The organism is Ruminococcus sp. OM04-4AA (genome assembly GCF_003462585.1).
Lineage (GTDB): Bacteria > Bacillota > Clostridia > Lachnospirales > Lachnospiraceae > Mediterraneibacter > Mediterraneibacter faecis.
The window spans coordinates 1-12,514 of record NZ_QTZH01000066.1; the positions used below are offsets into that span (position 1 = coordinate 1).

A 12,514-nucleotide genomic window follows, 5' to 3' on the forward strand; every position below is an offset into this window, starting at 1 on the left:
ATGCATTTATAGTAGGAGAGCATGGAGACAGTGAAGTTGTGGCATGGTCATCTGCCAATGTATCCGGTGTTCCGCTTAGTGACATGTGTGAGATGAGAGGACATTATAATCATAAGGAAAACACAGAGGAAATCGCAGATGCTGTCAAAAACAGTGCCTATGAGATTATTAACAAGAAGCATGCGACATATTATGGAATTGCAATGTCAGTAAAACGTATCTGTGAAGTGATTATGCGTGACGAAAAATCAATCCTACCTGTATCACACATGATACATGGAGTATATGAGATTGATGATGTTGTATTAAGTATGCCTGTTATTGTGGGTGCAGACGGAATTGAATCTGATATTCCGATTAATCTTAGTGGAGAAGAAGCATTGAAGCTAAAAGAATCAGCAGACGCATTAAAGAATATAATTGACACATTAACCCTATGAAGCGTTTTGGAGATCCTGAAATTGATGATGATTGATTTCCTGAGATAGTGTATAATGAACGGTAAGAATATTTGGGATAAGGAGAAATTACACCATGTATGAAATAATGACTGCCGATGAAGCAATCCGGCTGGTTCGGGACTGAAACTGATAGAGGTTTGGTACAACTAACAAGAATAGGAGCGTGACATGAAGAAAAAGAATTCTTATAGATGGCTGATATGGATTTTTCAGACCTTTATAACATCATTTACGGACACAACATGAACAATGGCAGTATGTTCGGCAGTCTGAACAAATACAAGGATGAAGGCTTCTAGAAAAAGAACCAGTACTTTACGGTCTATACCGAAAGCACTGCCTACCGCTATCAGATCTTCTCCTATGAGGATGCAGTAGTTGGCGGCAATGTATATAAAGTCGGTTATCAGCCGGGGGAAGAATACCAGACGTTCATTGACGAGATGGTGAAAAATTCGGATTTTGATACCGGGATCAGACCAAAGTCAAGAAATAAGATCCTGACGCTGTCTACCTGTACTGATCATGATAGCAGCAAACGATTCGCAGTTCATGCGGTATGTATAGATACACAGAAAACAAGTGAGGAATGATCATGGAAACCAAAGAGAAGCCGAGAGCAAACCGGGAAGTTGTTGCAGACGACTGAAAAAAAGGCTATACTCATAATAACCAATTGAGGAGGTGATCTGTACGGAAAATTTAAAAAAACTGCCAGTTGGCTTTGATGATTTCAAGAAGATTCGAGAAAATCATTTTTATTATGTAGATAAGACACAACTTATTGAGCATCTTCTGCAAAAATGGGGCGAGGTGAACCTTTTCACCAGACCGCGCCGATTTGGAAAAACTTTAAATATGAGCATGCTTAAGAACTTTTTTGAAATAGGAACAGATGAGACCTTATTTGAGGGACTTTATATTTCCGAGAATCAGAAACTCTGTGAAGAATATATGGGGAAGTATCCGGTGATATTTTTGTCAATGAAAGATGTTGACGGGTTGACGTATGATGAAGCTGAAAATGCATTAATTCAGCTCATTGGAAGTGAGGCTGCAAGGTTCCCTTTTTTATTAAACAGTGATAAACTTTCTGAAACAGAAAAGGAGCAGTATCGTGGTTTCACAATCATCCAAAACGGGAAATATTGTATAGACAAAGGTTTCTTGATTTCATCATTGAAAGTTTTGGCACAGCTTTTATATAAGCATTATGATCAGAAAGCCATTATTCTGATCGATGAGTATGATGTGCCTCTGGATAAAGCATTCCAGCATGGATATTATAAGGAAATGGTATCGCTGATCCGAGGCTTATTCGGGCAGGCGTTAAAAACAAACAGTTTTCTGCAGTTTGCTGTACTGACAGGCTGTCTTCGTGTGTCAAAAGAAAGCATTTTTACAGGGCTGAACAACTTCAAAGTTTATTCGGCCGATGATGTTCAGTATGACGAAGAATTTGGATTTACAACTGAAGACGTCAAGAAGATTCTGGCAGCCTACAACCAACAAGACCATTTTGAAGAAATGAAAGAATGGTACGATGGGTATCATTTTGGAAATGCGGACATTTACTGTCCGTGGGATGTGATTAATTACATCGATGATCTTATGAGTGATTCAAAAGCAAAACCAAAGGCGTATTGGATCAACAGCAGTGGAAATGATCTTGTGAAGCGTTTTATAGACAAGGCTGATACGACCACCAGGGATGAAATCGAGCAGTTGATTACAGGAAAGGCTGTCCAGAAGAGAATCCGGCTGGATCTGACTTATGATGAGATTGATAACAGCGCAGAAAATGTGTGGAGTGTACTGTTCACAACTGGATATCTCACACGGCTTGGTGAGTCTGAAAATGGAATGTATAAGCTGGTGATTCCAAATAAAGAAGTCTTGGAAGTTTTTGTTCTTCAAATCCGGGAGTGGTTTGACCGGGTTGTTGCAAATGACCAGGCGTCTACAAAGAAAATCAACTGTGGATTTCTGGAAGGAAAAGTAGAGGATATAGAACAGGAACTGACGATGTTCCTTGGGGAAACAATCAGCGTGCTGGATACAAAGGCACGGAATGAGGAAAAAGAAATATTCTATCATGGCATTTTGATTGGCATTCTGAAAAGCAAATCTGATTGGGCGGTCAGATCGAACAGAGAGTCCGGAGATGGATTCGCGGATATTCTGGTGAAACCTAAGAATCCGGATGCAGGGATTATCATGGAGTTGAAATATGCAAATTCTTTCAATAATCTGGATCAGGCATGCGAGAGGGCATTGGAACAGATCAAAGACCGAAGATACGACCAGGCATTACGCGAGGACGGACGGAACGAAATACTCGCATATGGAATCGCATTTTATAAAAAACGCTGTAAAGTTGTAGTAGAAAGGCTCTAGTTTGATATAAAAATATTTAGATTATTTTGAGAATAAATATGAAAATCAGTAGGTAAAAAATCCTCCTCCGATTGCGCAGTCACACAGTCGGAGGAGAATTTCTTTTGAACATCATTTACGGACACAACATGAATAATGGCAGTATGTTCGGCAGTCTATAAGATCCTGACGCTGTCCACCTGTACTAATCATGATAAAATACATTGACAAACTCAAGATAACATGAAGTCGAGAACCAATTTAGAAGTTGAAAAAAATTGGAAAGATAATGTTAGAATCAATGGTAATGAGAAAAGAAGTACGAGATTAGATGTTTATGATAAAGACACAAATACGGTATATGATTACAAATTTGTAAAGAATCCTGGCAAAGGACTTTCCAAAAGACAAGTTGAAAAAATAAAGAAGGAAGGACCTTTAGGATTAAGTAATGAGGACATAATAGAAATTAACCCTAATTAAATTATTGAGTTGAGCTATTGCAACAAATATGTTAAGTAATGAGGACATAATAGAAATTAACCCTAATTAAATTATTGAGTTGAGCTATTGCAACAAATATGTTGCAATAGCTCAGAAAGAGGAAAATATGGAACGACCAAAAATAAATAAAAGAAAAATTACAAATGATTGGCAGAAATATTGTCCTGAATTAAGTAAATTGCGTATGCTAGATATAGATAATAGAGTAGGTCCTTTAGTTATCGGGTTCTATTTGCAAATAATAGGGGATGGAACGATTTATATGCCTTTATATAAAGTGGGAAATCTATACAGCCATTATAGTGTATTACCTTCTAGTTTAGAAATAGAAGGACGATCGATGGATATGCAAATGCATGAAATTTATAGTGAACAAATTGCCCAACAATTAATCCAAAAAGCATATATTCCGTTACAAGGGGAAGTGACTTTTGAGGACGTAAAGAATGGATATGAACGATATTTTAAAAACCCAAATAAAGGAACAATTGTAGAATATGAGGATTATGTATACATCAGTAGCTGGACAAGAAAAAAAGAACTTTTTGATAATGCATTGCATACGGTTTACAATGAATTAAAATCATGGCCAGAAGAAAGATATTTTGTACGAGATGGTGGTTTTAAAAATTGGATGTTGGAATTGGAAAAAAAAGCTAGTAATCATGAAGTATTAGAAGCAAACTATAGAATGAAATTCGAAAAATATAAAATTGAAAAACTGCCGGAAAGACCCTTCTGTTTTTAATATTAAATACAGGGAAAAAGAATTATGAATTTAGAAAAAATAGAAAAGCAATTATATAGTGATAAGTTTTTAGATGAAAAAAATAATTACATTTATGCATCACTTAGCAATAAAATAGGTGGTCTTATTGGGAGCGTTAAGGGATTAGTATTGCTGAGTGTATATGAAGATATTTTATATATTCACCGAGCCAATATTGATAATTCTTATGGCAAACAATTAGCAAAAATTTATATTCCAAATATGAAAAATATCCAAGGAAAAGCCGGATTATTTGGTGGAAAGTTTTCTTTCAAGTATGAAGGACAAGAATATAAATTTAAACTGCCATCAAAGGCCGGAAAATTTGTGGATTTTTTTGTAAAGTAAAAGTATGAGGATAACAGGATGAAAAACTTACAAAAGTATCTAATGATTTTGGGAACGATAATGTTAAGTATTGGAATTAGTGCGTGCTCTAAACAACCAGACTTCGATGCCAAATCTTACGTCCAAAGTTCTCTTGATGCATACTATCATGGAGAATATAAGGACTATGCGAATCTGTTAGAACTCTCGGAAAAAGATGCAAAGAAAGAAATCGAAGAGGATTTTAATGAGAGCATCCAAAAGCAATTTGATGATTCCGATAACATTACGGATAAAGGAATTGCTGATTATACGGAAAAACTGACAGAAGTAAAGAAACTGGCAAAATACAAAGTGCAGGATGTGAAAGAAGAGGATGGAGTTTATACAGTAAGTGTACAAGTTGAACCATCCAATGTATTTCAGACATTGCAACAAAGCTCTTCAGAGGTAAGCAATGAAAAAATAAAGCAGGGATTGGATGGAAATGATCCGGAAGTCTTTGCAGCCGTATTAACAGAAAGTGTCCAGAAGAGTCTTGAAAAGAACAGTTATGGAAAAACTGTTACTGTAAAAGTATCCGTGGAAAAAGATAATTCAGGAAAATATGGTCTTTCGGATACAGAGATGAATAAGCTGGAAGCAGCGATGTTCCCAACAGAATAAGAATGAATGGAAAGCTATCAGAGGAAAAACTGGTAGCTTTCTTTTATCTTCAAGACGAGAAAAGTTCTGGCGATAGTAACGTTTAATCATCGATATTCTTATTTTATTTTCTATTTTACCAACTAATCTGGCGATGCATTTTACGATATTGTCTGGGAGTTATACCAGTGTATCTCTTAAAAATAGAAATAAAATAACTTTGAGATGAAAAATTCAAGTAAGTACTGATTTCACCCAGACTATAGTCGGAATGTGCCAGTAAATTCTGTGCCTTTTCAATAAGAACTTTATGGATAAAAACAGTAAGCGTCTGTCCGGTTTCTTTATGGAACAGGGCAGACAGATATTTAGGTGTTAAATTAACTAAAGATGCCAGTTGATTTAAGGTTAAAGTTTTATTTTTACCATGATAGATATAATCAATGACGCGAGAAATAGCTGGTGAATAGTAGTTTTTTGGCGTCTTTTTTGCTTCAGCAACACGAAGCGTAAATTCAATAGCCATCTGTTCATTTAATTTCATTAAAGCGTCAACATCGGTACATTGTTCCATTTTTCGTATATATACATCACTTAAGGAAAAAGCAGTTTCCTCATTAAGTCCTCCTTCGATGGCATATCTGGTAACTAAAGTTGTATTAGCAATACTTGCATAAAAAAGTAATTTTAATTTGGAATTGGAAGAGGTCATCTTTCCGTAAACAGTTGTTGGGAGTGATAATAGGTATTCTCCAATGCGTGAATATCTCCGTTTGAAACACATTCGAGAATTGCTTTTTCCTGTGCATAAGATGTATGTATCCGTTCATTTTCTGCATTTTCCAACATTTCATGTGTGAGTGAAAAATTGATGTCTGACTTCATTTTATACATAGGTAATTCCTCCTGTCAAAAACACGATAAATTGACATAAAACACGATAAATCAATATAATTATATGCCGGAAATAGATAAAATGCAATTAAGAGATTAAGAGAGAGGAGATAGATGCTATGAAACGAAAAGAAGTAATTTTTTTACTGGCAATGCTGTTAGTTGGAACTTCTGTTGGTGGTTTTGCATATCCAAGTAATTGTTATGCAGCAACAGCAGAGACAGAAAGTTCTTCGGAACAAAGTATTTATTCACTGGCCAATCATTATTTTAAAATCAAGTCTATCAGTAATGGGAAATACTTGCTTGGAAATAAAGCAGGATATGAAGCTCAGGCAGATACAGCCGATAGTGGAATGACATTCTACTTTAAAGCATCTGACTTGAGAGAATATATTCTTTTTGATCAGGATAGCAAGTATCTCACATATAACACTTTTAATGCAATTGTCCGAAATACGACATTGTCAGATAAGACGCGATTTAAAGTAGAGCAGTATGAAGATAATTCCTTTTCTTTTTATTCTTATGTTAAAAAGAAATATGTTGGAATTAAGGGAACTTCACTGGTTTGGAAAGACAATGTGGATGATACATGCCGGTTTGAACTGGAACTTACAGAAGGAAATAATCCGTTTCCGGAAGCAGATATAAATATTTATTTTTATGACGGGGATGGGAATCCAATAACGACATCGAACGTGATGGCGAGACCGTCAAGTGGTGAAAACATTATCGGAACAGCAGATACTCATGCACATTTGTGTCATAACAAAGGATCAGGAGAAGTTGTATTTAATGGAGATGCATTTAGTCCCCTGGGAATTGCAGATGCACTCAATGATTGTACGGATCTGCATGGAGTAAATGGAGCGTATGATATTTGGGGAAAAGCAGTAGATGGTGCAACGACACATAATACATCGGGATATCCAAATTTTAGTTACTGGCCTACAAGTTATTCTACAAACCACGAACAGACATACTATAAATGGCTGGAGCGTTCCTATCTGGCGGGGCAAAGAGTGCTGGTACATCAGTGCGTAAATAATGAAATATTAGGAAAAGTTACCAATGCACTTCCGCCTTATAAAAATGGCGTAACAAATGATATGGACGCAATCCGACAGGAAATAGAGTATGTATATAAAATGCAGGATTATATAGATGCACAGTGTGGTGGACCGAATGAAGGATGGTTTAGAATTGTAACATCATCCGAACAGGCAAGAGATGTGATCAGTCAGGGCAAAATGGCTGTATTCTTAGGAATTGAAGTAGACACAATTTTTGGTGCAGATACGGATTTTGTTGGAAAATATAATGCTGGAGAAATCACAGAAGAAGAAATGAACACAGGTCTGGAAAATATAGAAAAGCAATTGGATGAAGTATATGATCTAGGGATAAGAAGTTTTTATATGATACATGCATTGAATAACGGTTTCGGTGGATGTCAGTTATATCAGGGGGAAATATTCAGTATTATGAATTACCTGAAAACATCAGATTTTTATCAACCAGAGGTAAGCACCAATCCAAGAGTATTCTACAAACAGCCGAAAGCAGATCTTCCAGAAGATGCACAGGGACATGCCAATGTTGAGGGACTTACAGAGACTGGAAAATGGATGATTCATCAGATGATAAACAGACACATGATTATAGAACTTGATCACATGAGTGACAAGTCCTTAAATGATACCTTGGATATCTTATGGGAAGAAAAATATCCGGGAATTATATGTTCTCATACAAGAATTTTGGATATGTTTAATCCAGAAGATGAGGCATGGGAACAATTGGATATTCCACGTATGATAAAAATATATCAGCTTGGTGGAATTATATCACCTATGATGTGGGAAACAACAACAGGACATCAGAGATGTGCAACGGATTATCTGGAATATATGATAGAACTGAGTAATAATTCAGAAACACCGACTACAGGAATATTAGATAATCAAAATTACTTTAAATATGACGGACCATACGAAGTGCCGACTACATGGTATAACATGAATGATGATGAGTCAGATGACATGATTCTTGGAATACCGTATGGAAGCGATGTTAATGGTGCATGCATGTTACCGAACTTTGATAAAGTACAAGAAAGTTTCGATACAGTTGATTATGACACTTTTACAGATTTATATCCGGGAATTTATGCGGATGGAGTAACAGCAAAGGTTAATAAACAAACTACAGGAAATGTCACATTTGATGTTAATGGTGATCGTGGTGTTGCACATTATGGTTTAGTGCCAGATTTCTGGAAAAAGATGTCAACCAATAGCGATATTGTGGATATTAATGCAACATTTAATTCGGCTGAAGCGTATATCAGAATGATAGAACGTGCAGAGAAATACTCAGATACATATCCAAGCAGAGATGAATCACAATGGATAACAACTTCGACAGAATATTGGCATTAGATATGGACTTTGAAAGAGGGGATAAGCCATGAACATTGATAAAATATGTGAACAGTTAACAATAGATGAAAAAATCCGGCTTTTAGGCGGTGTTGGTGACTGGCATACTTATGACTGTAATGGGAAAATCCCCTCTATTATGATGACAGACGGACCACATGGGATTCGAAAACTGGAGCAGGAAAAGGTTGGGGATATTGAAACCAGTAAGCCAGCAACCTGTTTTCCAACTGCAAGTGCAATAGCCTGCAGTTGGAATCCTGCTATTGTTAAAAAGATGGGTGAAGCGATCGCGAAAGAAGCAAAAAAAGAGCAGATATCCATTGTGTTAGGCTGTGGAATCAATATCAAGCGTTCTCCTTTATGTGGAAGAAATTTTGAATATTTCAGTGAAGATCCGTATTTGACAGGAAAGCTGGCAACGGGATATATCGAAGGGGTACAGAGTCTTGGGATAGGTACGAGTTTAAAGCATTATGCTGTTAATTCACAGGAAACAAGACGAATGACATCCAATAGCCAGATTGATGAAAGAACTTTTAGGGAAATATATCTGTCGGCTTTTGAAGAAGTTGTGAAAAAAGCAAAACCGACTTCTGTAATGGCTTCATACAACAGGATTAATGGCGAATTTGGAGCAAGAAATAAATACTTACTGACAGATGTTCTGAGAAAAGAATGGAAATATCAAGGTGGTGTGGTGTCGGATTGGGGAGCAGCAAATGATATTGTAAGCTGTATGAAAAATGGTCTGACACTGGAAATGCCAGATCCGAAAGGCTTCCACACAGATGTGTTAAAAGAAGCGTATAAGGATGGCCGGATTACGGATCAGGAACTGGATAACTGGACTAAGAATGTTCTGCAGAATTTTGTATCACTTCATAAAAATATAGAAGAAAATTATGAGGTAGATATGGAAGAACAGAATCAGGTGGCACGTAAACTGGAAAATGAAAGTGCAGTACTTTTGAAAAATAATAGTGTTTTGCCAATTGGAAAAGAGAAGAAGGTAATCATTATTGGAGAGCTTGCCAGGCAGATGCGGTTTCAGGGAGGTGGGAGCAGTCATATCCAGCCGACGGAGATGACAAATGCGATTGAAGCAATACGTGAAAAAGGATATCAGGTAACTTATATACAGGGATATCAGAATGAAAAGGAAGAATTAGGAGAAAAGCAACTACAGGATACGATAGAAAAACTGAAACAGGAATATAGAAAAAAAGATTGTGTGATTCTATATTTTATCGGTCTTACAGAATCTTACGAAGGAGAAGGATACGACAGGAAAAATCTTAAAATCCCTCAAAATCAGGAAAAGCTGTTGGCTGAAATTGCAGAAACTGTTGGAAAAGATAATATTGCAGCAATTAGTTTTGGTGGTGCACCTATGGATTTTAGTTTTGAAAAGAATGTAGGAGCAATTCTTCACATGTACCTCGGAGGACAGGCTGTAGGAGAATCTGTTGCTGACTTAATCAGTGGAGAAGTGAATCCATCCGGTAAATTGGCAGAGACAATTCCGTTTTCAGAAAAAGATACTCCTGCATGGAGATATTTTGCACCTCCGAATGATGATGTAGAATACAGGGAAAGTATTTTTGTGGGTTATCGTTACTATGAGACATTCCATGTTCCGGTAAAATATCCGTTTGGTTATGGACTTTCCTATACTTCTTTTTCCTATTCGGAATTGAATGTATCGGAAGTGTATAGTGGTGGAAAGATACAAATTCGTTTTAAAATTAAAAATATCGGAAAAGTGAGTGGAGCAGAAATAGCACAGTTATATGTCTGCCCGAACGAATCAGATGTTATCAGAAGCCATATAGAATTAAAGGGATTTCAAAAAATATATCTGCATCCGGGAGAAGAAAAAGAAGTTATACTAGAGCTGGATGAAAGAAGTTTTTCCGTCTATGATGTAGAGAAAAAAGCCTTTTCCATGTTAAGCGGTAAATATCAGATCTGTATCGGAGCATCGGTACATGATTTGCAATTAAAGGCGAATATAGAAGTAGTAGGAAATAGTTATTTTAGAAATGAAAGAGAACTGTTTCCGGATTATTTTAGAGAGCAGCCACATGGAATGGAAATCAGTGCAGAACAGTTTTATCAGCTATTAGGCGGTGAACCAAAACATGACAAAGAAAAAAAGCGTGGAGAGTATACGGTTTACGATTCCTATCAGGATGTGGTAAATGTCTCAATGTTTGGAAAATTTGTTCGTGGAATCGTACATATCGGACTTAAGATTATGCTTCGGGGAAAATCAGAGCGGGACCCGGCCTTTAAAATGGTAAAAATGGGAGTCGAAGAAGGAAATCTGGAAGGTCTGATTGCAACCAGTGGTGGAATTGCAACTCCGAAGTTAATCGATATGTTAGTTTACAATGCAAATAAAAAATATTTGCAGGCTTTTAAAAGACTGCTGAAGAAATAGAGAGAGGGGGAGTCGTATATGGAAAACAATAAATTGGATAAACGCACAAAATGGAGCTATTGTATAGGAGCAACCGGAAGAGATATGGCGTATGCACTCGTCTCTATGTTTCTTCTTACATATATTCAGTATACGATGAAACTGACAGTTGCCCAATATGCAGTAATATCAGCAATTATGGTAGTGTGTCTGCTGTGGGATGCCATTAATGATCCAATGATGGGAATTATTATTGAAAATTCGCATTTGAAAGCCGGAAAATTTAAACCTTGGATTTTTATAGGAGTAATTTTAAACAGCCTGGTAATTATCTGCCTGTTTACAGTAAGACCGGAAGGATGGGGATTTGTCGCATTTTTTGGAGTGGGATATCTTTTATGGGGAATGACTTACACAATGAATGATATTGCCTATTGGGGAATGCTGCCGAGTCTTACATCAGATCCGGGAGAACGGAACTGGCTGGTAACCGTACAGGGAATTTTTATCTGTATCGGACAGTTTTCTGTTGCGGGTCTGCTCCCTGATATGGTAGCAGGAAATGCGATTATGGCGTATCGGACGGCTGCGATTGTGATTGCTTTTTGTTTTATTGGTTTCCAGCTTCTTACAGTGTTTGGAGTAAAAGAGAGAAAACGGCCGGAAAAGAAGAGAACACTGTCATTAAAAGATATGTTTCATATATTTCTGAGGAATGATCAGTTGATAGTGATTGGAATTGCATGTTTATTATTCCAAATCGGAAATGGTCTTCTGATTATGATTGGAATGAATTTCTTTTATTTTGAATTTGGATATTCTGTAGGTGGCAGTCTTGTATTTTGGTTTACAATTATGTATGGATTAGGAACGCTGATATCAGAGGCATCTTTTGCGTGGCTTTCCTCAAAATTCACACGAAATCAGATTATAACTGCAGCTACCGTCATTACAGTCATTGGGTATATGCTTTTTATGAGTGTAGGCTACATTTTACCAAAGAGTGTTGTTTTACTGAATATCATCGGTTTCCTGATCTTCTTTTCACAGGGGGCATTCAATATGACGATGATTGTCATGTTAAATAATACTATAGAGTATGATGAAGTCCGGTTTCATGAACGACATGACAGTATTATCTCAGCAGTAAGATCTTTTGCAACAAAGCTGGCCAGTGCAGTTGATCAGGCGATTGTTGCGTTAATACTGATTATAAGCAATATCTATGCAATCAGTCAGAAAATATCCGGATTAGAAATAAAAGCTGGTATAGGAGAACTTACTTCGGAAAATGTAATTGTACAGGCAGATAAATTTATCCAGACAGCAGATGCCGGACAAAGATTTATATTGCGTCTTGGAATTGTAGCTGTTCCGGTAATTTCTATAGGAGCTGCTTATATACTGATTAAACGGAAATATATCATTGACGAACGTAAGTATGAAGAACTGGTAGCGGAAATAAAAAGCACAAATAAAAAATGATTCAATTAGTTGTGATGACCTTATAATTGATGAGTTTAGAAAAAGGTGATATGAATGACAATTGATGATTTTATATATGAAAATAGTATTGTACGTGATAATGGTTCTGATATACAGATGATTTTATATATGAAAATAGTATTGTACGTGATAATGGTTCTGATATACAGCAGATCATATAGAT

Annotated in this window: 13 protein-coding genes; 11 read left to right on the forward strand and 2 right to left on the reverse strand. The window is 36.5% G+C overall.

Features of this window, described 5'->3' with window-relative positions:
- From DXB52_RS13545 to DXB52_RS13580, 8 genes are all read left to right on the forward strand, one after another.
- Positions 1–440 (forward strand): Rossmann-fold NAD(P)-binding domain-containing protein (locus tag DXB52_RS13545; RefSeq protein ID WP_472520253.1); only part of this gene is annotated, 440 nt, incomplete at its 5' end.
- Positions 441–652: 212 nt separating this feature from the next.
- Positions 653–760 carry a sortase gene (locus DXB52_RS13550; protein ID WP_118107763.1) on the forward strand — a complete coding sequence of 36 codons (108 nt, stop codon included), beginning with the start codon at positions 653–655 and terminating at the stop codon, positions 758–760.
- A 144-nt stretch (positions 761–904) separates the two neighbouring features.
- The gene (locus tag DXB52_RS17465; RefSeq protein ID WP_118107765.1) at positions 905–1,054 is read left to right on the forward strand and encodes a sortase family protein; all 150 of its coding nucleotides are present in this window, start codon (positions 905–907) and stop codon (positions 1,052–1,054) included.
- Between the two features lie 91 nt (positions 1,055–1,145).
- The gene (locus tag DXB52_RS13560; RefSeq protein WP_227189592.1) at positions 1,146–2,858 is read left to right on the forward strand and encodes an AAA family ATPase; all 1,713 of its coding nucleotides are present in this window, start codon (positions 1,146–1,148) and stop codon (positions 2,856–2,858) included.
- A gap of 222 nt (positions 2,859–3,080) precedes the next feature.
- The gene (locus tag DXB52_RS13565) at positions 3,081–3,320 is read left to right on the forward strand and encodes a hypothetical protein (protein ID WP_117569417.1); all 240 of its coding nucleotides are present in this window, start codon (positions 3,081–3,083) and stop codon (positions 3,318–3,320) included.
- Positions 3,321–3,447: 127 nt separating this feature from the next.
- Complete coding sequence (locus tag DXB52_RS13570) at positions 3,448–4,089, forward strand: hypothetical protein (RefSeq protein ID WP_117539319.1); 642 nt, start codon at positions 3,448–3,450, stop codon at positions 4,087–4,089.
- Between the two features lie 24 nt (positions 4,090–4,113).
- The gene (locus tag DXB52_RS13575) at positions 4,114–4,458 is read left to right on the forward strand and encodes a hypothetical protein (RefSeq protein WP_117539317.1); all 345 of its coding nucleotides are present in this window, start codon (positions 4,114–4,116) and stop codon (positions 4,456–4,458) included.
- A gap of 18 nt (positions 4,459–4,476) precedes the next feature.
- Positions 4,477–5,103 carry a hypothetical protein gene (locus tag DXB52_RS13580; RefSeq protein WP_117834940.1) on the forward strand — a complete coding sequence of 209 codons (627 nt, stop codon included), beginning with the start codon at positions 4,477–4,479 and terminating at the stop codon, positions 5,101–5,103.
- Between the two features lie 115 nt (positions 5,104–5,218).
- On the opposite strand, the gene DXB52_RS13585 is transcribed toward DXB52_RS13580, so the two are convergent.
- Together DXB52_RS13585 and DXB52_RS16235 are read right to left on the reverse strand one after the other, a co-directional pair.
- The gene (locus tag DXB52_RS13585) at positions 5,219–5,794 is read right to left on the reverse strand and encodes a helix-turn-helix domain-containing protein (protein WP_181989211.1); all 576 of its coding nucleotides are present in this window, start codon (positions 5,792–5,794) and stop codon (positions 5,219–5,221) included.
- Positions 5,791–5,976: a hypothetical protein gene (locus DXB52_RS16235; RefSeq protein WP_181989212.1), complete on the reverse strand. Its 186-nt coding sequence runs from the start codon at positions 5,974–5,976 to the stop codon at positions 5,791–5,793. The genes DXB52_RS13585 and DXB52_RS16235 overlap by 4 nt, the downstream gene beginning before the upstream one ends.
- A 119-nt stretch (positions 5,977–6,095) precedes the next feature.
- Between DXB52_RS16235 and DXB52_RS13590 the strand changes: the two genes are divergently transcribed.
- From DXB52_RS13590 to DXB52_RS13600, 3 genes are read left to right on the forward strand one after another with little or no spacing between them, the layout of a single operon-like run.
- Positions 6,096–8,420, forward strand: coding sequence for an amidohydrolase family protein (locus DXB52_RS13590; protein ID WP_118107769.1), 2,325 nt, complete (start codon positions 6,096–6,098; stop codon positions 8,418–8,420).
- A 28-nt stretch (positions 8,421–8,448) separates the two neighbouring features.
- Positions 8,449–10,866, forward strand: coding sequence for a glycoside hydrolase family 3 C-terminal domain-containing protein (locus DXB52_RS13595; protein WP_118107771.1), 2,418 nt, complete (start codon positions 8,449–8,451; stop codon positions 10,864–10,866).
- An 18-nt stretch (positions 10,867–10,884) separates the two neighbouring features.
- Complete coding sequence (locus DXB52_RS13600; protein WP_117539307.1) at positions 10,885–12,330, forward strand: MFS transporter; 1,446 nt, start codon at positions 10,885–10,887, stop codon at positions 12,328–12,330.
- The last annotated feature ends 184 nt before the right edge of the window (positions 12,331–12,514 follow it).

Excerpts from the sequence above, each read along its gene's own strand:
- DXB52_RS13550 (WP_118107763.1), top strand. The coding sequence starts at position 653 with ATGGCTGATATGGATTTTTCAGACCTTTATAACATCATTTACGGACAC.
- DXB52_RS17465 (WP_118107765.1), top strand. The coding sequence starts at position 905 with ATGGTGAAAAATTCGGATTTTGATACCGGGATCAGACCAAAGTCAAGA.
- DXB52_RS13565 (WP_117569417.1), top strand. The coding sequence starts at position 3,081 with ATGAAGTCGAGAACCAATTTAGAAGTTGAAAAAAATTGGAAAGATAAT.
- DXB52_RS13570 (WP_117539319.1), top strand. The coding sequence starts at position 3,448 with ATGGAACGACCAAAAATAAATAAAAGAAAAATTACAAATGATTGGCAG.
- DXB52_RS13575 (WP_117539317.1), top strand. The coding sequence starts at position 4,114 with ATGAATTTAGAAAAAATAGAAAAGCAATTATATAGTGATAAGTTTTTA.
- DXB52_RS13580 (WP_117834940.1), top strand. The coding sequence starts at position 4,477 with ATGAAAAACTTACAAAAGTATCTAATGATTTTGGGAACGATAATGTTA.
- DXB52_RS13585 (WP_181989211.1), bottom strand. The coding sequence starts at position 5,794 with ATGACCTCTTCCAATTCCAAATTAAAATTACTTTTTTATGCAAGTATT.
- DXB52_RS16235 (WP_181989212.1), bottom strand. The coding sequence starts at position 5,976 with ATGTATAAAATGAAGTCAGACATCAATTTTTCACTCACACATGAAATG.
- DXB52_RS13590 (WP_118107769.1), top strand. The coding sequence starts at position 6,096 with ATGAAACGAAAAGAAGTAATTTTTTTACTGGCAATGCTGTTAGTTGGA.
- DXB52_RS13595 (WP_118107771.1), top strand. The coding sequence starts at position 8,449 with ATGAACATTGATAAAATATGTGAACAGTTAACAATAGATGAAAAAATC.
- DXB52_RS13600 (WP_117539307.1), top strand. The coding sequence starts at position 10,885 with ATGGAAAACAATAAATTGGATAAACGCACAAAATGGAGCTATTGTATA.